General features: G+C 47.6%; 16 protein-coding genes. All 16 read left to right on the top strand.

Features of this window, described 5'->3' with window-relative positions:
• Positions 1 to 35: 35 nt before the first annotated feature.
• The 16 genes from V6668_RS21130 to ftsA all read left to right on the top strand — a co-directional run bounded on the left by V6668_RS21130 (position 36) and on the right by ftsA (position 20,298).
• Positions 36 to 1,301 (top strand): adenosylhomocysteinase, encoded by a 1,266-nt coding sequence (locus V6668_RS21130; protein WP_338706584.1) that lies wholly within the window; start codon positions 36 to 38, stop codon positions 1,299 to 1,301.
• 273 nt (positions 1,302 to 1,574) lie between these two features.
• On the top strand, positions 1,575 to 2,012 hold the full coding sequence (gene mraZ / locus V6668_RS21125; RefSeq protein ID WP_017687291.1) for a division/cell wall cluster transcriptional repressor MraZ: 438 nt from the start codon (positions 1,575 to 1,577) through the stop codon (positions 2,010 to 2,012).
• Positions 2,013 to 2,030: 18 nt separating this feature from the next.
• Positions 2,031 to 2,981 (top strand): 16S rRNA (cytosine(1402)-N(4))-methyltransferase RsmH, encoded by a 951-nt coding sequence (gene rsmH, locus V6668_RS21120; RefSeq protein ID WP_036674830.1) that lies wholly within the window; start codon positions 2,031 to 2,033, stop codon positions 2,979 to 2,981.
• 27 nt (positions 2,982 to 3,008) lie between these two features.
• A complete protein-coding gene (locus tag V6668_RS21115; protein WP_036674831.1) occupies positions 3,009 to 3,437 on the top strand; it encodes a hypothetical protein in 429 nt (142 codons plus the stop codon).
• A 12-nt stretch (positions 3,438 to 3,449) separates the two neighbouring features.
• On the top strand, positions 3,450 to 5,783 hold the full coding sequence (locus tag V6668_RS21110) for a penicillin-binding transpeptidase domain-containing protein (RefSeq protein WP_338706583.1): 2,334 nt from the start codon (positions 3,450 to 3,452) through the stop codon (positions 5,781 to 5,783).
• 94 nt (positions 5,784 to 5,877) lie between these two features.
• Entirely contained in the window at positions 5,878 to 7,830 is a 1,953-nt protein-coding gene (locus V6668_RS21105; RefSeq protein ID WP_036614879.1) for a stage V sporulation protein D, read from the top strand.
• A 140-nt stretch (positions 7,831 to 7,970) separates the two neighbouring features.
• Positions 7,971 to 9,458: a UDP-N-acetylmuramoyl-L-alanyl-D-glutamate--2,6-diaminopimelate ligase gene (locus V6668_RS21100; protein WP_036614878.1), complete on the top strand. Its 1,488-nt coding sequence runs from the start codon at positions 7,971 to 7,973 to the stop codon at positions 9,456 to 9,458.
• A complete protein-coding gene (locus V6668_RS21095; RefSeq protein ID WP_338708982.1) occupies positions 9,458 to 10,870 on the top strand; it encodes a UDP-N-acetylmuramoyl-tripeptide--D-alanyl-D-alanine ligase in 1,413 nt (470 codons plus the stop codon). Before V6668_RS21100 ends, V6668_RS21095 begins: the two co-directional genes overlap by 1 nt.
• Positions 10,871 to 10,882: 12 nt before the next feature.
• A complete protein-coding gene (gene mraY / locus V6668_RS21090) occupies positions 10,883 to 11,851 on the top strand; it encodes a phospho-N-acetylmuramoyl-pentapeptide-transferase (RefSeq protein WP_047843751.1) in 969 nt (322 codons plus the stop codon).
• 3 nt (positions 11,852 to 11,854) lie between these two features.
• Complete coding sequence (gene murD, locus V6668_RS21085; RefSeq protein ID WP_338706582.1) at positions 11,855 to 13,276, top strand: UDP-N-acetylmuramoyl-L-alanine--D-glutamate ligase; 1,422 nt, start codon at positions 11,855 to 11,857, stop codon at positions 13,274 to 13,276.
• Positions 13,277 to 13,324: 48 nt separating this feature from the next.
• A complete protein-coding gene (gene spoVE, locus V6668_RS21080; RefSeq protein WP_338706581.1) occupies positions 13,325 to 14,422 on the top strand; it encodes a stage V sporulation protein E in 1,098 nt (365 codons plus the stop codon).
• A gap of 7 nt (positions 14,423 to 14,429) precedes the next feature.
• Positions 14,430 to 15,539 carry an undecaprenyldiphospho-muramoylpentapeptide beta-N-acetylglucosaminyltransferase gene (murG, locus tag V6668_RS21075; RefSeq protein WP_036614872.1) on the top strand — a complete coding sequence of 370 codons (1,110 nt, stop codon included), beginning with the start codon at positions 14,430 to 14,432 and terminating at the stop codon, positions 15,537 to 15,539.
• Positions 15,540 to 15,688: 149 nt separating this feature from the next.
• Positions 15,689 to 16,594, top strand: coding sequence for a UDP-N-acetylmuramate dehydrogenase (gene murB / locus V6668_RS21070; RefSeq protein ID WP_338706580.1), 906 nt, complete (start codon positions 15,689 to 15,691; stop codon positions 16,592 to 16,594).
• A gap of 17 nt (positions 16,595 to 16,611) precedes the next feature.
• Positions 16,612 to 17,895 (top strand): UDP-N-acetylglucosamine 1-carboxyvinyltransferase, encoded by a 1,284-nt coding sequence (gene murA, locus V6668_RS21065; protein ID WP_036614867.1) that lies wholly within the window; start codon positions 16,612 to 16,614, stop codon positions 17,893 to 17,895.
• Positions 17,896 to 17,953: 58 nt separating this feature from the next.
• Positions 17,954 to 18,721 carry a cell division protein FtsQ/DivIB gene (locus tag V6668_RS21060; protein WP_036614865.1) on the top strand — a complete coding sequence of 256 codons (768 nt, stop codon included), beginning with the start codon at positions 17,954 to 17,956 and terminating at the stop codon, positions 18,719 to 18,721.
• 293 nt (positions 18,722 to 19,014) lie between these two features.
• Complete coding sequence (gene ftsA / locus V6668_RS21055) at positions 19,015 to 20,298, top strand: cell division protein FtsA (protein WP_076211532.1); 1,284 nt, start codon at positions 19,015 to 19,017, stop codon at positions 20,296 to 20,298.
• Positions 20,299 to 20,439: the final 141 nt, after the last annotated feature.

Below are 20,439 nucleotides of genomic sequence, written 5' to 3'. Positions count from 1 at the left end.
TAATAGAAGAAACACATAAACGAGGAGGACGTGAAATGACTACACCTGCATTGCAAAACAGTATTGTTAAAGATATGGGACTCGCTCCAGAGGGTCACCTGAAAATTGATTGGGTAGAAGCGCATATGCCGGTACTGAACCGCATTCGTCGCCAGTTCGAACAGGATCTGCCCTTCAAAGGTTTGAAGGTTGCCATTTGTCTTCATCTGGAAGCGAAAACAGCTTACTTGGCAAAAGTGATCCAAGCGGGTGGTGCAGAAGTAACCATTACGCATAGCAATCCATTGTCTACACAAGATGATGTTTGCGCAGCATTGGTGGAAGACGGTGTTACGGTGTATGCGAAGTACAATCCGGAGCCTGCGGAATTCAAATCACTGCAACTTCGTGCGCTTGAGGTGAAGCCTGATCTCATTATTGATGATGGTGGAGACTTTGCAACCATTATAGCATCCGAGCGCCCTGACCTCGCAGCAACCATTCGCGGAGGAGCAGAAGAAACGACAACGGGTATTATCCGTTTGAAAGCATTGGCGAAAGAAGGCCAATTGAAGTTTCCGATGGTTGCGGTTAATGACGCATACTGCAAGTATCTGTTTGACAATCGCTACGGTACTGGACAATCTGCATTCGACGGGATCATTCGTACAACTAACTTGGTTATCGCTGGTAAAAACGTAGTGGTAGCAGGTTATGGCTGGTGTGGTAAAGGTGTAGCGATGCGCGCCAAAGGTCTTGGTGCCAATGTGATCGTAACCGAGATCGATCCAATCAAAGCGGTAGAAGCACACATGGACGGGTTCCGGGTCATGACGATGGTGGAAGCCGCCAAATTGGGCGATTTCTTTATTGCAGTTACAGGCAATAAGGATGTTATCACAGGTGAGCATTACGATGTGATGAAGGACGGAGCGATCCTGAGTAATGCGGGTCACTTTGATGTTGAAGTGAATAAACCTGAACTGGCTAAACGTTCGGAATCGATTCGCACAGTTCGTCGCAACATTGAGGAATATCGTTTCAAAGACGGTCGTAAAATGTATCTTCTTGCAGAAGGTCGTCTTGTGAACCTGGGTGCAGCAGATGGTCACCCTGCCGAAATCATGGATACGACGTTTGCCCTGCAGGCGCTTGGTCTGCGTTATGTAAGTGAGAATTATGAAAACTTGGGTAAAAACGTTGTTAATGTACCTTATGATATTGATCAGCAGGTTGCCAGCTATAAACTTGAAAGCCTGAATATTGGCATCGACTCCTTGTCAGCTGAGCAAGTGAAATACCTGGATAGCTGGAAATTTTAAGCACTATCCAATAATTACAAGCTGATGAAATGATTCAATAGGTATAGAATGGTTTATTGATGATATGGCTCATGTGCGGGTAGACATACGATTGCCCGTTTAAGGGAAGCGTCTTTGATCCTGAGTGACAGGATCAAGGACGTTTTTTTATGCTGAAAAATTAAAAAATCAAGTCATGCAAGAAGGGTTTTGATTTTTTTGTGCGAATCTATTATGCTTAGGTGGTGGAAAGTGGGGCAAAGTGGGAGAAACGGGTGAGGAGTGAGTGGGCCAATGTTTATGGGGGAGTTCCAACATAGCATTGATGATAAGGGTCGGGTGATCATTCCGGCTAAATTCCGCGAATCTCTGGGACCGTCTTTCGTTGTCACACGGGGTTTGGACCAGTGTCTTTTCGTGTACCCCATGGAGGAGTGGGGGGTCATGGAACAGAAGCTCAAAGCACTGCCATTGATGAAATCTGATGCACGTGCGTTTACCCGATTTTTTTTCTCGGGTGCAACCGAATGTGAACTGGACAAACAGGGCAGGGTAAATCTGCCGGGCAATTTAAGAGAGTATGCCAAGCTGGACAAGGATTGTGTTGTTCTTGGCGTGTCGAACCGGGTGGAGATTTGGAGCAAAGGCATATGGGAGAGTTATTTCAATCAATCCGAAGAAGCATTCAACGACATTGCCGAAAAGCTGGTCGATTTTAATTTTGATTTATAAAGTCAGGAGGGGTGCAGGTTGTTTCACCACATAACCGTACTCAAAGAAGAGGCAACAGAGGGATTAAACATCAAGCAGGACGGTATATACGTGGACTGCACTTTAGGCGGTGGCGGACATAGCTCCGTGATTGCTTCCAAGCTCGGTCCAGGGGGACGTCTGATCGCACTTGATCAGGATGATTGGGCTTTGGATAATGCTCGCGAGAAGCTCGCAGCTTATGGAGAACGTGTAACATTGGTGAAAACCAATTTTCGGGATCTGGAACAGGTACTCAAGGATCTGGATGTACCAATGAAGGATGGTGTACCACAGGTCGACGGTATTTTGTACGACTTGGGTGTGTCATCCCCGCAATTTGATGAAGGAGAACGTGGATTCAGCTACAATCACGATGCTCCGCTCGATATGCGAATGGACCAGGATGCAATGCTGACGGCCAAAGAGATTGTGAATGAGTGGCCAGAAGAAGAGATTGCTCGAATTTTGTATCGCTATGGTGAAGAGAAGTTTTCGAGAAGAATTGCCCGTGTTATCGTGGGAAAACGAGCGCAATCTACCATTGAGACGACAGGTGAACTCGTGGAACTGATCAAGGAAGGCATCCCGGCGGCAGCTCGCCGTACAGGTGGACATCCTGCCAAACGCAGCTTCCAGGCATTACGCATTGCCGTCAACGATGAGTTGGGTGCGTTTGAAGAAGGCTTACATCAGGCTGTTCGTTGTCTGGCACCAGGAGGACGTGTATCTGTTATTACCTTCCACTCCCTTGAGGATCGGATATGTAAACAGATTTTCAGCAGTTATCTGGAAAAATGTACATGTCCACCCGATTTTCCGTTGTGTGTATGCGGCGGCAAGGGGACCCTGCGTTTAGTTAACAGAAAACCGTTGATTCCAACGGAAACGGAATTGACCGAAAATTCACGTGCTCGTTCAGCCAAGCTGCGCGTAGCCGAGAAATTGTAGATCAAGAGTGGAGGAGAGAATCGGAGTATGGCATATACACGTGGTAATCTCGCTGTAAAAGAAAAAGCGTCCCAGGAACGTGTGACCCAGCAACGATACAAAGAAACCACCAAAGTGGTGACCCGTCGTACGGGTCTTCCGGCACGCGAGAAGATTTTGTATCTGATTACCCTGGTTGCAGTTATCCTTGTTGGAGGAGCCTTGATGTCTCGTTATGCTCATATCTATGATCTGAACAAGCAGGCGCAGTCCACTATTTCGGATATTAAGGGGTATGAAAAGACGATTGCAGACCTGCAGGTGGAAAAAGAAACATTGAACAACCAGGTCATCGAAAATGCAAAACAACTTGGTTACGTTGAAGCTTCGGGTAAGGATGTCATTTATGTACCTCGCTCAACAAGTACGAAATCAACTGGCACTGAGTCGTCCTCGAATACAGCAAGCAGTAAGTAAAGAGGTGTTCCGATGATAAAAAGAATAAAGATGCGCACGTTGCTTATAGGGGGATGTATTACCCTCTTTTTTCTTGTACTCGTAACCCGAATCTTTTTCATTCAGGTTGTGAATGGCGGTGAATGGCAGAAACGGGCAGCCGGTTTGGTAGAGCGGGAACAGACGATTAAGGCTGCACGTGGAACGATTACGGATCGAAATGGTAATATTTTGGCTACCGATGCCCCTGCGTATACGGTTTCTGTTAATCCGTTATTAATTAATGAACTCGGAATTCAGGATGTTGTTACGGAGAAACTCTCTAACCTTCTTGGGAAAAATGAGAGTGAGATGCGTGCTTTGGTCACAGCGAAGAAAAAAGATGGTGAGTTTTTTCAGCAACGTGAAGTACGCAGTGAAGGTTATAAAATAAGTCCTGAACTTGCGGCACAAGTCAACGAATTGCGTGAAGAACTGCAAGATGAATATAAGGCGCGTAATGCAATTGTGATGGCTCAGGAGTCGAAGCGTTTTTACCCTGAAGAAACCCTTGCTTCTCACCTCTTGGGATATATGAGCCGTGATGGGAAAGCTGTCAATGGACTTGAAGTCTCATATGATGAAGCACTGACAGGCACAGATGGATATCTGAATTATCAGAAGGATGCCAAAGGCATTAAACTTCCGGATTCACAGGATAACTATCTGCCACCTCAGAACGGTAAGAACCTTACGCTGACCATCGATGATACGATCCAGTTCTACATTGAGGATGCAATGAAAGAAGCCGTTGCGAAGTATAATCCACTTAGCATGACGGTCATTGCTGCAGACCCAAACACGATGGAGATTCTAGGGATGGCGAACTGGCCAACCTTTAACCCGAATACGTATGGGAGTACACCTGATCAAAAGAATTTTATCAACCATGCTACGCAATCCATCTATGAGCCAGGTAGTACATTCAAAATAGTTACGCTAGCAGGGGCTGTGGAAGAAAAACTCTTTGATCCCAATGCAAGTTTTGAATCCAAACGCATGTATATCGGTGGTTTCCCGATTAGTGATAATGGTCATTCCTATGGTTGGATCTCGTATCTCGAAGGTGTCAAACGGTCAAGTAACATTGCTTTTGTTAACTTGGGTTACAACATGCTTGGCGGCGAACGTCTGCGTCATTACATAGACGAATTCGGTTTCGGCAAAAAGACGGGTATTGATCTGCCAAATGAAGCAGCGTCCCCGATCAAGCCACTGGTTTACAAATCCGAGATTGCTACTGCTGCTTACGGTCACGGTCTTGTACAGGTAACACCAATTCAACAGGTCGCAGCCATCTCTGCGATTGCCAACGGCGGCAAATTGCTGGAGCCACATCTGGTGAAGGAGATCAAGAACCCGAATGATGGAACAACGGAAGTCATCAAACCTAAAGTTGTCCGTCAGGTGATTTCCAAGGAATCTTCCAAACTGGTGAGCGGTTATCTGGAACAAGTGGTTGCAGATCAGACGATTGGTACCGGTCGTAACGCCTATATTGAAGGTTACCGTGTAGCTGGTAAGACAGGTACAGCAAGAAAGGTTGTTAACGGAGCATACAGCAAGTCAAAAGACGTTGTATCGTTTATTGGATTCGCGCCCGTGAATAATCCGAAGATTGCTATACTTGTTGTCATTGACCAACCGGATGGAACCAACATTGGGGGAGGAACCGCAGCTGCCCCGGTGTTCAAAAAGATTGTCAGCCAGACTCTTCAATACATGGGAATACCCAAAGATACAGCCAAAACTCCTGACAAAAAGTCAAAAGAAGTCTCTGTTGTGCAAGCCAAGGCGCCTGACTTAAGTGGCAAGACAGCCAAACAAGCCAGAAGCCAGCTTCTAAGCGCAGGTATTGCTTATGTGACTCTTGGTCAAGGTGATAATGTAATTCGGCAGTATCCGGTTGCTGGCGCCTCTATGAATCCAGGCCAACGAATCTATCTGCTAACGGAAGAAAGCAGCAAGATGAAGATTCCCGATCTAACAGGTGAATCTCTCCGGGATGCCCTAGAAGTACTTTCTCTCATGAAGGTGGGGGTTACAGTCAAGGGTGAGGGCTATGTCGTGAAGCAAACCGAGCAGGTCGCAGGTGAGCAGAGAACTGTACAGTTGAACTTGCAAACTGCCAAAGCTGCAGTGACAGGTATAGCCGATGAGGCTCCAATCTCTTCTGATCCGTCGTCAGAAGCTGAAGTGAAGGAACAAGAGGCTTCGACCGGAGAAGCTAAAACCGACGGAACAGACGAAACAGATAACAACAAGGCTCCTGCCAATGAATCCGAATCCTCTGGCGATCCAACCACAAACGGAGCTTCGCTTCCTTAGAGAGCTCTGACAGCTTGTTCTAACCCCCGGTTGTCCTGAATATTCATGAATGGAACGAATGTCATGATTTTGGGACGAGTGGGGGGATCTTTTCGTGAAGGGATCAAGCGTAAATCTGCGACGCAGGTTGCTATGGAGTTTAATGATTTTAGTTTTGTTATTTTCAGCCCTGATGATCAGGCTTGCTTATGTACAGCTCGGGGAAGGTCCTGAATTGTCAGCAAAAGCAGAAGAATCCTGGCGGCGTAATATTCCTTACTCAGCCAAGCGAGGGGAGATCCTGGATCGAAATGGAACCTCTCTGGCCTATAATGTGACAACACCAACCATTATGGCCATTCCGGCTCAGGTGAAAGAAGCTGAAACGACGGCTAAAGCGCTGGCCCCATTGCTTGGGATGACGGAAGAAAAAGTGCTCGCAACCATCAAGAAACGAGAACTCATTGTACGACTACAACCCGGCGGCCGCAAAATTACGATGGAGAAAGCTCAGCGCATCCGTGATTTGAAGCTCCCGGGTATCGTTGTTGCTGAGGACAATAAACGTTTTTATCCTTATGATGATTTGGCTGCCCATATTCTTGGTTTTACGGGCATTGATAATCAGGGCTTAACGGGTGTCGAGAAGAAGTATGATGATAAGCTGAATGGTTTGAATGGCAGTGTGTCCTACTTGTCCGATGCGGCCGGAAGGCTAATGCCGGGCTCATCCGAGAAGTATGTGGAACCGAAGGACGGCCTTAACCTCAAGCTGACCATTGATAAATCCATTCAGTCCATCATGGAGAGAGAACTAGATCAGGCCATGGTGAAGTTCCAGGCGAACTCAGCATTGGCCATAGCGATGAATCCCAAAACGGGTGAAATTTTGGGGATGTCCAGCAGGCCGGGATACGAACCTGCCGATTATCAGCAATATCCAGCGGAGATATACAATCGCAATTTACCGATCTGGATGACCTACGAGCCGGGCTCAACATTTAAGATCATTACTTTGGCAGCAGCGCTTGAAGAGAAAAAGGTCAATCTGCAACAGGATCAATTTTTTGATCCCGGATATGTTGAGGTGGGTGGAGCCCGTCTGCGTTGCTGGAAAAAGGGCGGCCACGGAAGTCAGACCTTCTTACAAGTTGTGGAGAACTCATGTAACCCGGGCTTTGTGGCTTTGGGGCAGAGGCTGGGCAAAGAATCGCTCTTCTCCTATATTAAAGACTTTGGTTTCGGTACCAAGACAGGGATCGACCTCAGCGGAGAAGCCAGTGGAATTCTGTTCAAACTGTCCAGAGTGGGACCTGTCGAGCTTGCAACGACAGCTTTTGGTCAAGGTGTATCCGTAACGCCCATCCAGCAAGTAGCAGCTGTGTCAGCGGCCATCAATGGGGGTAAACTTTACAAGCCTTATGTTACGAAAGCGTGGGTCCATCCGGTCACAGGAGAAGTCATGGAAGAAGCCAAGCCGGAATTGGTTCGTCAGGTGATCTCGGAGAATACATCCAAACAAGTACGTGAAGCACTCGAGAGTGTTGTCGCCAAAGGTACCGGGCGTCCGGCATTCATTGATGGATACCGGGTCGGTGGCAAAACAGGTACAGCCCAGAAGGTTATCAACGGACGTTATTCCTCGACCGAGCATATCGTATCCTTTATCGGATTTGCACCGGCAGATGATCCACAGATTGTAGTCTATACCGCAGTGGATAATCCCAAAGGAATACAGTTCGGAGGTGTAGTTGCCGCCCCGATTGTACAGAACATCCTTGAAGATGCGCTGCATTACATGAATGTTCCTGTTCGGAAGGATCAGGTCGCCAAAGAATACAAGTATGGTGAAACCAAAATCGTGACAGTCCCAGACCTGACAGGAGCTACTGTTGAAGATCTGTACGAAGACCTGAACATGAATTTTATGCTGGCGAAGTCTGGCAGTGGTAAATACGTGATTAATCAGGCACCCAAACCTGGGGCGAGGGTAGATCAGGGATCAACCATCCGCATTTATATGGGGAATGTACTGAACGATGCACATGATCACACAAAGGATGAATAACGGGGCTTAGGGGTAGTTTGAGGCTTCTAGCGCAACAAAATTCATCCAAGTGCGTTTCATTATTGGGTTGTATTGACGATATTAATAAATACAGACATATGTTAAAACAGAAGTATAATTGGAAAAGTGAGGTTATTCATGTGCTTTTAAAACAATTTGCATCGATGCTGACCACCGCCCGCCTCGTGGGCGAATCAAATACAGAATGCCAAAACCTTCAGACAGATTCCCGGCAGGTAAAACCGGGTGATCTGTTTATCTGTCTTCCGGGACATACGGTAGATGGTCATGATTATGCAGAAAAAGCTGTAAATGCCGGTGCAGTTGCATTGGTGGTTGAACGGCAGCTGGATCTGCCTGTACCACAATTGCTGGTGAAGGACAGCCGATTTGCGATGGCTGTTCTGGCAGATTTCTTTTTTGACTCGCCAAGCCAGAAAATGAATATGATTGGTGTAACGGGAACGAACGGAAAAACAACGACCACCTATTTGATTGAAAAAATCATGAGTGATTACGGACGCAAGACGGGATTGATCGGTACTATTCAAATGCGGTATGACGGTCGCACCTACCCGATGTCAGGAACAACACCAGAGGCGCTTGATCTGCAGCGTAGTCTGCATGATATGGTTCAGAAGGGTACGGACTGCTGTGTTATGGAAGTTTCTTCTCACGCATTGGAACAAGGGCGAGTAAAGGGAACGAATTTCCGTACTGCGGTATTTACTAACCTGACGCAAGATCATCTGGACTACCACCATTCCATGGAGGAATATCGCGGGGCCAAAGGATTGTTCTTTGCACGTCTGGGTAACGGTTATACGGAAGATGTTACACAGCGTAAATATGCTGTCATCAATGCAGATGATCCGGCTGCGGCTTATTTCATCTCTGTGACTGCGGCTGAAGTGATTACATATGGCATGGGTGAAAAGGCGGATGTACGCGCATCCCAAATCTCAATCACGTCTCAGGGAACTTCTTTCCATGTGGATACATTTGCAGGTAGCACAGATATTCGCTTGCGCATGGTAGGCAAATTCAATGTGTACAATGCAATGGCAGCAATATCTGCAGCGCTGGTGGAAGGTATTCCGCTGGAAGAGATCAAGCGCAGTCTGGAGACGGTTCCGGGCGTGGATGGACGTGTTGAAGGAGTGGACGAAGGACAGCCATTTGCTGTTATTGTCGATTATGCCCATACACCGGATGGACTGGAGAATGTGTTGCGGACGGTGAAAGAATTTGCCGAAGGGCGTGTAATCTGCGTGTTTGGCTGTGGTGGTGACAGGGACCGTACAAAACGCCCTCTCATGGGGAAAATTGCTGCGAATTATAGTGATTTTGTACTGGTTACTTCCGATAATCCACGGACAGAAGATCCGGATCTCATTCTCAAAGACATTGAACAGGGCCTGATTGAAGAATCCGTTCCTGCTGAACGTTATACGATGATTGTGGATCGACGCCAGGCCATTCATGAAGCTATTGAAATGGCAAGCCCAGCCGATGTAGTATTGATTGCGGGTAAGGGTCACGAGACCTATCAGATTATCGGCACAACCAAAACCGATTTTGATGACCGAATCATAGCCAAAGAAGCGATAAGGGGCAAATCCAATTGATAAAAAGAACATTGGCACAATTGGCCGAGATGTGTGGAGGAACATTAAGTGACGTTGCCGCTCATGGCAATGTAATGGTCGAAGGGGTGTTTACCGATTCGCGTAAACCTCTGGAAGGCAGTTTGTTTATCCCGCTAGTGGGTGAAAGGTTTGACGGACACGAATTTGTGCAAGCCTGTCTAGAGAAGGGGGCTGCAGGCGCGATCTGGCAAAAGGATCATGGTATTCCGCCACAAGGAGCTGTCATTGTTGTTGACGACACACTTGTCGCACTGCAAGCACTCGCATCTGCTTATCTCACGGAGAATAAAGCGGCTGTAGTCGGCATTACAGGCAGCAACGGCAAGACAACAACAAAGGACATCGTGGATGCCATTCTCTCGACAACGTTCAAAGTGCATAAGACGCAAGGCAACTTCAATAATCACATTGGTTTACCACTGACTGTACTAAGCATGGACCCGGATACCGAGATTATCATTTTGGAGATGGGTATGAGTGGTCGCGGGGAAATTAACGATTTGTCGGTTATTGCGCAGCCTGATGTAGCGGTCATTACCAATATTGGTGAATCACATCTGCTTCAGCTGGGGTCCAGACTGGAGATTGCCAGAGCCAAAGCTGAGATTGCCGCGGGGTTGAAGCCTGGCGGGTTACTGATCTACAACGGAGACGAGCCTTTAATTGCACAAGTTCTTGAAGAACCCGTAACGAAACAACCCGATGGATTGCAGCGGTTTACATTTGGTCTACAAACCGATAATGATGACTATCCTACCGGACTTATGAATGCGCAGAACGGGGTAGTTTTCACCACCAAACAGTCCGGAGAACATGCATTTACGCTACCTCTGCTAGGAACGCATAATGTCGTTAACTGTCTGGCTGCTTTGGCTGTAGCCCGTCATTTCAAAGTGACGACGGAGCAGATTGCCGCGGGATTGTCCCGCTTGAAACTGACAGGTATGCGTATTGAGGTTACTCAAGGCGTTAGTGGTCTCACCCTGCTGAATGATGCATACAATGCAAGTCCAACCTCCATGAAGGCCGCAATCGATGTACTAGAAGGTCTGAAAGGATACCGCATGAAAGTGGCTGTGCTTGGTGATATGCTTGAACTCGGTCCCCAAGAGCAGGATCTGCATTACGGAATCGGAGAGTATATCACATCGGCCAAAATGGACATGGTGCTGGTATATGGTCCGCTATCAGCCAAGATTGCTGAAGGAGCAAGCAAGCATATGCCTACAGAGGCTGTGCATGCTTTTATAGATAAAGAAGAAATGACCCGTTATCTACTGGAGAAACTACATCCCAGAGACGTTGTTTTGTTCAAAGCTTCAAGAGGCATGAAGCTGGAGGACGTGGTCGAAGCACTACAAATAGCACCATTACAGAATCGAGTAGACTAGAGGGGTGAACCCATGGATTTTCAGGTATTACTGTTAACAATCGGCGTTTCATTTATTCTGGCGGTGATTGCCGCACCGCTCCTGATTCCGCTGTTACGTCGAATGAAATTCGGACAGCAAGTTAGGGAAGATGGGCCTCAGAGCCATTTGAAAAAAAGCGGAACACCTACAATGGGTGGAGTCGTCATTTTAGTTGCGTTCACATTGGCCTTTTTGAAATTTTCGGCAGTCAAGAATACAGACTTTTATGTCTTGCTCGTGGCTACCCTGGGATTCGGGCTGATTGGCTTCCTGGATGATTACATCAAAATTGTGTTCAAACGTTCGCTGGGACTGACGGCCAGACAAAAAATGCTGGGCCAATTGTTCTTCAGTGCAGTGATGTGTTTCTTGCTGATCCAGAATGGACACAGCACAGCCATCTCTATTCCGGGAACGTCATTCTCGTTTGACTGGACCGGATGGTTCTATTATCCGTTTGTTGTATTCATGATGCTTGCCATTACCAATGCGGTTAACTTTACCGATGGTCTGGATGGTTTACTATCAGGGGTAAGTGCGATTGCCTTTGGCGCGTTTGCCATTGTGGCGATGCAAGCGACGTCGATGCCGGCAGCAGTGTGTGCAGCAGCGATGATCGGGGCCGTACTCGGTTTTCTGGTATACAATGCACATCCGGCCAAAGTGTTTATGGGAGACACCGGTTCTCTGGGGATTGGCGGTGCGATTGGTGCGGTAGCCATTGTAACCAAAACAGAGCTTCTATTTGTCATCATTGGCGGTATTTTTGTTATCGAGATCCTGTCTGTCATCATTCAAGTGGTATCTTTCAAGACTCGTGGCAAGCGTGTATTCAAAATGAGCCCCATTCACCATCACTTTGAATTAAGTGGTTGGTCAGAATGGCGAGTTGTTATTACCTTTTGGGCGGTAGGCGCAATTTTGGCCGCTCTTGGACTTTATCTCAACAAGGGGTTGTAGATCATGAACCATCCTGAATCATATCGAGGACAACAAGTCGTTGTGCTCGGATTGGCTAAAAGCGGCGTACAGGTCGCCAAAGTGCTGGATCGCGCCGGAGCGAAGGTTACAGTAAATGATAAAAAAGAGAGAGATCAATGTCCCGAAGCTTCCGAATTGGAGGCTTTGGGAATTTCTGTTGTATGCGGAGGGCATCCGGATGATCTGATTCACAGTGGTGTGAAGCTGGTTGTCAAAAACCCGGGTATCCCATACCATGCTGCTCCTGTGCAGCAAGCTTTGGCATTGGGCATTGAAGTGGTGACCGAAGTAGAGGTTGCTTATCATCTATGTGCTGCACCCATGATCGGAATTACGGGATCCAACGGCAAAACAACAACCACCACTTGGGTGGGTAAAATGTTGGAGCATGCCGGCCTCAAGCCGATCGTTGCCGGTAATATCGGAACACCTCTCTGTGAAGCGGCAGAGCAAGCTTCTCCAGATAACTGGATGGTTGTTGAGCTTAGCAGTTTCCAGCTCAAAGGAACGGTTGATTTCCGTCCTCGGATTGCCAGCTTGCTTAACGTTGCAGAGACGCATCTGGATTATCATGGGAACATGGATGATTATGTGGCTTCCAAAGCCAAACTGTTCGCCAATCAGCAGCCTGACGACGTAGCCATCCTGAATTGGGATGATGCGGTATGTCGTGGTCTGGTTCCTTACATCAAAGGCAGATTGATCCCCTTCTCCGTGACAGAGAAATTGGATACAGGTGTGTATGCAGATCCTCCTTATGTGGATGGAGAAGAGGATGATGTGAAGCGTCAGGTAATCTACGCGGATGAAAACGGAGATCACCACATCATTATCGACGTTGAGGACATTGGCCTTCCTGGGCGATTTAATGTGGAAAATGCACTGGCTGCTGTGGCTATTGCCGTAGCGGCAGGAGCTGATCCTGCGGTGCTGGCTGCTCCGCTTGCAGACTTCAAGGGAGTTGAACACCGACTTGAATATGTCCTGGAACATAACGGCTCTGCATACTACAACAACTCCAAAGCGACCAATTCGAAAGCTACGGTTATGGCTCTGAATTCGTTCAAGGAACCGGTCGTATTAATTGCTGGAGGGTTGGATCGTGGGTCAGACATGATGGAGTTGTTACCCTTGTTCCAGGAACGGGTAAAAGCTGTCGTTGCAATTGGAGAGACACGGACAAAAATTGCCAAGGTCGCGGAACTTGCCGGATTAAAGCAAATTAAGGTCGTCGATAATGAGGAGGACGCTGCCCGGACGTTAACCGTTGCTGTGCAGGAAGCATCGAAGTTTGCCAGTGCCGGTGATGTCGTTTTGTTATCCCCGGCATGTGCAAGTTGGGACATGTTTGCTTCCTATGAAGAGCGGGGACGCATTTTTAAAGAGGCGGCGCATAACTTGTAAGTAGGGGGGTGGAAAAGCCCCTACTTCCATGCAAGGGGTGGCCTCCTGATGAAACAGACGCGACCGGCACCAGATATTTGGTTGCTGATTTGTATTTTGGCATTGCTTGCCATCGGCATTATTATGGTATATAGTGCGGGCTCGGTGCTTGCCTTTCATGACTATGGCGATTCATTTTATTTTGTAAAAAGACAGGCCCTGTTTGCGGTGCTTGGGCTTGTGGCCATGTTCGTAACTGCTAATGTAGACTACCGGGTGTGGAGGAAATATGCCAAGCCTATATTGATTGCCTGTTTTATTATGCTCATTGGGGTGCTCATTCCTGGAATTGGTGTAGTTCGCGGTGGTGCACGAAGTTGGCTGGGCATTGGTTCGTTCGGTATTCAGCCCTCAGAATTCATGAAGTTGGGCATGATTCTGTTTCTCGCTCACTGGCTGAGCAAGGAACCGGGCAAAATCAAAACCTTCACAACGGGGCTTCTGCCACCGCTGGGATTGATTGGTTTGGCTTTTGGGATTATTATGCTGCAACCTGATTTGGGGACTGGCACCGTGATGATGGGCGCATCGATGCTTATTATTTTCACGGCCGGAGCGCGAATGAAACATCTGAGCTTGCTTGCTCTTGGCGGCGTAGCGGGGTTTGCAGCTTTGATTGCAGCAGCACCCTATCGGTTGCAGCGTATCACAGCGTTTTTGGACCCGTGGTCCGATCCGCTGGGTGCCGGATATCAGATCATTCAATCCTTATACGCAATTGGTCCTGGTGGACTGGCGGGATTGGGACTGGGTATGAGCCGGCAGAAGTACAGTTATGTACCTGAACCGCAAACGGACTTTATTTTTAGTATTTTGGCCGAAGAACTCGGCTTTATAGGTGGAATGATTGTATTATTGTTGTTTCTGGTGCTGGTGTGGAGAGGGATGCGTGTAGCCATGACCATTCCGGATGCCTTCGGCAGTCTGCTTGGTGTTGGTATCGTAGGTATGGTCGCCGTACAGGTCATTATTAACATTGGTGTTGTCATTGGCATGATGCCTGTTACGGGCATTACATTGCCTCTGATCAGTTACGGCGGATCATCACTGACCCTCATGCTCACAGCACTGGGCATTTTAGTGAATTTATCCCGTTATGCGAGGTGACTATGCGATGCGAGTCGTTCTAAGCGGTGGCGGTACGGGTGGACATATCTATCCGGCCGTTGCCATAGCAAGACAATGCGAGGCGGAGAATCCGGACTCGACATTTCTATACATCGGAGGAACCAGAGGGCTGGAAAGTAAACTGGTTCCCCAAGAAAATATTCCTTTTAAATCCATTGATATTACGGGTTTTCGACGGAAATTGTCCATCGAAAACCTGAAAACGGTCATGCGTTTCATTCAAGGAGTACGCAAGTCCAAAAAAATGCTGAAGGAGTTTAAACCGGATGTTGTGATTGGTACAGGTGGATATGTATGTGGGCCTGTGGTATATGCAGCAACAAAACTGGGAATTCCGAGTATAATTCATGAACAGAACGCCATCCCTGGTCTGACGAACAAATTTTTGATGCGTTATGTGGACACGGTTGCCGTTAGCTTTGAAGGTTCTGAAAAATCATTTTCCGGCGCAAAAAAGGTGATTTACACCGGTAATCCGCGAGCGACTACGGTAGCCCAGGCTAGCCGTGATCGTGGTTTTGCCACGTTAGGTGTACCGATGAACAGCCGTGTTGTTCTTGTGGTTGGTGGCAGTCGCGGGGCAAAAGCAATCAATCAGGCCATGGTGGACATGGCTCCATTGCTGGAACAACTGGATGATGTACATGTAGTTTACGTTACAGGGGATACCTATTTTGATGAAACGCGTGAAGCCATTCGCAGCTCATTGGGTACGATGCCAAACCACCTGCATGTCCTACCTTACGTGCATAATATGCCTGAGGTGCTTGCCTGCACATCCTTGATTGTAAACCGCGCAGGTGCATCATTCCTTGCGGAGATTACATCACTGGGTATTCCTTCGATCCTGATTCCGTCACCTAACGTGACTAATAATCATCAGGAAGCCAATGCACGCACGCTTGAAGGTGGAGGAGCATCACTCACGATGCTGGAGAAGGATCTTACAGGCAAAGTCCTGTATGAAGCCATCGCCAAGATTATGAATGATGAATCGGGACGTAAACGAATGGCTGAAGCCTCCCGGAAACTGGGGAAACCCGATGCAGCTGAAGTGCTTGTTCATGAAATTCAGCGTCTTGCTGCACACCGATAAAGTGTGATTGTGGGCGATTGTCACACACGAGACGGGGCTGACATAAGATACCGTATAAATCGTGACCATCGTTCCATGGCGCCAGAACACGGTCTGTAACAACAGAACATACCGTGCTCATCGGTTTTGAAGCAAAGGAGGAAGCAAACATGCATCAGTGGATATCGTTACTATCCCAGAATAATGTTGGCAGAGTTCTTGAAAACGAATGGCTAGCCAAATACACCACATGGAAGATCGGCGGTCCTGCGGATGCACTGGTCATTCCGGAGAATAAAGAGCAGATGATGAATCTCGTTCAATTGCTTCACACATTTCAGATTCCGTGGATGCAACTTGGACGGGGCTCAAACATGCTGGTGTCAGACAAAGGAATACGTGGTGTTGTGGTGAAACCAGGCGAGGGCTTTGATTATGCCGAATTTCACGAAGGCGGTGTAACCGCCGGAGCGGCGCATTCTTTTGTTAAACTCAGTGTGGTTGCTGCCAAAAAGGAATGGACCGGTCTGGAATTCGGCAGCGGTATCCCCGGCACTGTCGGTGGAGCCGTATACATGAATGCAGGCGCGCATGGATCGGATGTGTCACGGATATTCAAATTCGCTGAGATTGTACTGGAGACAGGGGAATTGGTACGTTACAGCAAGGAGGACATGGATTTTGCCTATCGCCACTCTGTTCTGCATGATCGGAGAGGCATCGTGCTGGAAGCTACATTTGAACTCCAGCATGGAGAGCGCAACGTCATTTCGGAAACGATGGCGGCTTACAAAGACCGCCGGCGCCGCACACAGCCACTGCAGATGGCATGTGCAGGTAGTGTATTCCGAAATCCACCGGGTGATCATGCGGCCCGCCTGATTGAAGCAGCAGGGCTGAAAGGAATGACCCAGGGAGGCGCACAGGTATCCACCATGCATGCCAATTTCATTGTTAATACAGGCCAAGCAACAGCAGAGGACGTTATCACCCTAATGCAGCAGATACAGAGCACTATATCATCTCAAAACGGTATTAACCTGGTACCGGAAGTCTTCGTAGTGGGTGAGCGGTAAACCCCGGAGGTGATACATTGGACAAATTGGTGATTGAAGGCGGGAAACCCCTCTCAGGATCCATACGCATCCATGGAGCAAAAAATGCCGCTTTACCGATTATGGCCGCAAGTTTGTTGGCAGATGGAGAAGTTACACTGCATAACGTTCCACACTTGCTGGACATTGAAGTGATGCTGTATATCCTGGAACGGCTTGGATGCACGTGTCGGCATGAACAGGGAACAGTGACGATTAATACCTCGTCTATCCGGTCATATGATGTGCCAGAAGATCTAATGAAGCAGATGCGCTCTTCCATTTTTTTGATGGGACCATTGCTGGCTAAGTTTGGGCAAGTGTCAGTGTATCAGCCAGGCGGCTGTGCCATTGGAGAACGCAAAATTGATCTTCACCTCCGGGGCCTGGAAGCGCTCGGAGCTTTGATTGAAGAGCAGGACCAACAGATTATCTGTCATGGGCACAATCTGGTGGGTACAGATATTCATTTGGACTTTCCAAGTGTGGGAGCGACCGAGAATATCATGATGGCAGCCGTTATGGCTAAAGGGACGACAACCATCTGCAACGCCGCAAGAGAACCTGAAATCCAGGACCTGCAACACTTTTTGAATGCTATGGGTGCAAGCATTATTGGTGCAGGAACGGATACAATCACGATCAATGGCGTTGAGAAACTGAAACCTTGTTCGTATGAGATTATACCGGATCGAATCGTGGCCGGAACCGTAATGATTGCAGCAGCAGCAACACGAGGCAATGTTACGCTTACACACTGCAATCCTGCTCATCTTACTTCACTTATACATGTATTGAAGCGCACTGGTGTTCAAATCACAGTCTGCAATGATATAATGACGGTGAGCTGTATGAGCCGTCCCAAATCAGTAGACCGTATTGTGACTTCTCCGTATCCTTCGTTTCCGACAGATTTGCAATCGCAAATCATGGTGCTGCTCAGTTTGGCAGACGGATTCAGTGTGATGAAGGAAACGGTATTCGAGGGCCGGTTCAAACATGTGGATGAACTGAATGTGATGGGGGCTGATATTTCAGTCGATCTGAACGCAGCATTTATCCGTGGTGTTCCCCGTCTGTACGGGGCTACAGTAGAAGCAACCGATCTTCGTGCAGGTGCAGCCCTGGTCATTGCTGGTCTGGCTGCTCAAGGCAAAACGGTTGTGGAGCAAGTGCATCATATTGACCGGGGCTACGATCAGATCGAGAAGTTATTCCAAAGTCTTGGAGCATCGGTTGAGCGACAGTCGCCCGTTTCGAAACAGTTGGATTTTGCCAATTAACGTCCTTGGCGTCCCCTTCTTGAAGGGAGGGGACCTGAGGCTTTGTGGAGCGCTACTTATGCCTAAAAGTCAAATTCCGGTTCTGAAGAAGAATCGGCCAAAAGGAAACACAAGCCGCAAAATTGTAATTATTCTCTTATTATTATTTATTGTATTGCTGGCTGTATTATTCTTTCGTTCTTCCATGAGTCGGATTTCGGCAATTGAAATTACGGGTAACGTATATACAGCAACTTCAGAACTGCTGGAGAAAAGCGGACTGAAAGAAGGCGAACAATTTTTTGGGACAAGTACTGCCGAGGTTATTGAGCGTCTCAAGACCATCAAGGCGATTTCCACCGTTACCGTGGACAAAAAGTTTCCGGGGATTATCCATATCAAGGTTCAGGAATATGCCACGGTTGCTTATGAGCTTGGTTCTGATGGTACGCTAAAAGCGATATTAGCCAGCGGGACAAGCTTGACAGTTCCGGCAACAATTGGTGTTGCTGTGGAGAAGCCTATATTGACCCAATGGAAGGCTGATGATCCACTCAAAGCCAAACTGAGCCAGACACTGGCTAAAATTCCGAATGAATTGACGACGGATATTTCGGAAATTATTCCGAATCCAACGCCTTCATTTCCGGATCAGATTCGGATGTATACCAAATCGCAGTTTGAAGTGATTACAACCGTCTCTCTTTTATCGGATAAAGTGGAGTATCTGAATCAGGTGATTGAGACCGAACGGCCTGGGAAAATCACCATGCTTGAGGCAGATACCTATGTCCCTTTCATCCCGGATGACCCGGAAGATGATGCTGAACCAGGAGCAAGCCCCTGATCTTTGCCATCATGAGGCTGGACTGAATATGAAAGCCTAGGCAGGTCGGGGTTTGACCCCGTCAGAGCAATGAAACTTGTTCTTTCTGAGATGAAGAAAAAATGATACACTTGAACTTATGGCACATGAGTTGCCTCCTTCTTTTTTCTTCAATGTTTTATGTCTGGCAACCAGATTTTGACACCCAAAAACATTGTAGAAAAAAGAGGGAAAGCCTGAAGTGTGTTGAATATGTTTTAAGAGTGTTTAAATTCGAACGTAATTTACTATTGGAGTCAGGAGGTGCCACAGACTTGAGCAACAATGACATCATTGTTAGTTTGGACATCGGTACATCCAAAATTCGCGCTATTATTGGGGAAATGAATAATGGAACCTTTAATATTATAGGAGTTGGATCTGCCGACTCGGAGGGAATTCGCAAAGGTGTAATCGTAGATATCGATCAGACGGTGCAGTCGATTCGCAACGCAGTGGATCATGCAGAACGTATGGTAGGTATTCAAATATCCGAAGTGTATGTTGGAATCTCGGGAAATCATATCGGACTGATGAGCAGTCACGGCGTCGTGGCTGTGTCTAACGAGGATCGTGAAATCGGAGAAGAAGACATGGAACGGGTGTTGAAAGCAGCCGAAGTCATTGCAGTTCCACCGGAACGGGAAATTATTGATGTTGTCGCCAAGCAATATGTTGTGGATGGCTTGGAGGGCATACAGGACCCCCGTGGTATGATTGGTGTTCGTCTGGAAGTTGAAGCAACGATCATAACGGGTGCAAAAACCGCGATACATAATCTTTTGCGCTGCGTGGAAAAAGCGGGTCTGAAAGTAAGCGATCTGGTTCTCATGTCGCTTGGAGCGGGTCAACTGGCTTTGTCCAAAGATGAAAAAACGATGGGTTCAGTGCTTGTTGATATTGGAGCAGGTGCAACAACCATCGCCATTTTTGAAGAAGACAGTCTTGTTGCAACATCAACGTTGCCTATAGGTGGGGAATTCGTAACAAATGATATCGCCTATGGCTTACGCACGTTAACGGATCAGGCGGAGAAGGTGAAACTGAAATATGGCTGTGCCTGGTTGGATGATGCTGCTGCGGATGTGATGTTCAAAGTCACCCGAATTGGCAGTAATGTAGACAAGGAGTTTTCACAGGAGGATCTGGCAGCAATTATTGAACCTAGGGTTCAAGAAATATTCCAGATGATATCCCAAGAAGTGAAGCGTCTTGGTTACAACGAGCTTCCTGGAGGTTATATACTAACGGGAGGTACGGTCTCTATGCCGGGGGTTCTGCAGGTCGCTCAGCATGAGCTTGCTGCTTCGGTACGAGTTGCAGTTCCGGATTATATTGGTGTGCGTGACCCCGGGTTTACAAGCGGAGTCGGCATATTGCACAGTGTAATTCGCAGTTTGCGCATTCGTCCCTCGATCAATAACGGCGGTGGAAATAACAACAACAATAATAACAACAAGAAACCGACCAACCGTCCGAAGCCAAATGCGGCACAGGAATCGGAGCAAAAACCCGGTCTATTCGAGCGGCTGAAGAATATGTTCAGCGAATTTATATAACAGGTTGGATCCATTTCATACATTCTTGAAGCCGTCTGAATGCGCCGGTACTAAAATAAACGCTTTCGTTCGTCGATATATGAAATTGATTCGGTTCAAATCAAAAATTGGACGGGCCATCCATGCACATTGAGGGGGAGA

Origin of the sequence: Paenibacillus amylolyticus (assembly GCF_036894225.1) — a bacterium.
GTDB classification, from domain to species: Bacteria; Bacillota; Bacilli; order Paenibacillales; family Paenibacillaceae; genus Paenibacillus; species Paenibacillus amylolyticus.
Note: the sequence above shows the minus strand (reverse complement) of the source record. Positions and strands in the feature narration are given on the sequence as shown.

What these genes read in the sequence shown, in the direction of transcription:
- V6668_RS21130 (WP_338706584.1), top strand. Translation starts at nt 36, where the DNA reads ATGACTACACCTGCATTGCAAAACAGTATTGTTAAAGATATGGGACTC.
- mraZ (WP_017687291.1), top strand. Translation starts at nt 1,575, where the DNA reads ATGTTTATGGGGGAGTTCCAACATAGCATTGATGATAAGGGTCGGGTG.
- V6668_RS21115 (WP_036674831.1), top strand. Translation starts at nt 3,009, where the DNA reads ATGGCATATACACGTGGTAATCTCGCTGTAAAAGAAAAAGCGTCCCAG.
- V6668_RS21110 (WP_338706583.1), top strand. Translation starts at nt 3,450, where the DNA reads ATGATAAAAAGAATAAAGATGCGCACGTTGCTTATAGGGGGATGTATT.
- mraY (WP_047843751.1), top strand. Translation starts at nt 10,883, where the DNA reads ATGGATTTTCAGGTATTACTGTTAACAATCGGCGTTTCATTTATTCTG.
- murD (WP_338706582.1), top strand. Translation starts at nt 11,855, where the DNA reads ATGAACCATCCTGAATCATATCGAGGACAACAAGTCGTTGTGCTCGGA.
- spoVE (WP_338706581.1), top strand. Translation starts at nt 13,325, where the DNA reads ATGAAACAGACGCGACCGGCACCAGATATTTGGTTGCTGATTTGTATT.
- murG (WP_036614872.1), top strand. Translation starts at nt 14,430, where the DNA reads ATGCGAGTCGTTCTAAGCGGTGGCGGTACGGGTGGACATATCTATCCG.
- murB (WP_338706580.1), top strand. Translation starts at nt 15,689, where the DNA reads ATGCATCAGTGGATATCGTTACTATCCCAGAATAATGTTGGCAGAGTT.
- V6668_RS21060 (WP_036614865.1), top strand. Translation starts at nt 17,954, where the DNA reads ATGCCTAAAAGTCAAATTCCGGTTCTGAAGAAGAATCGGCCAAAAGGA.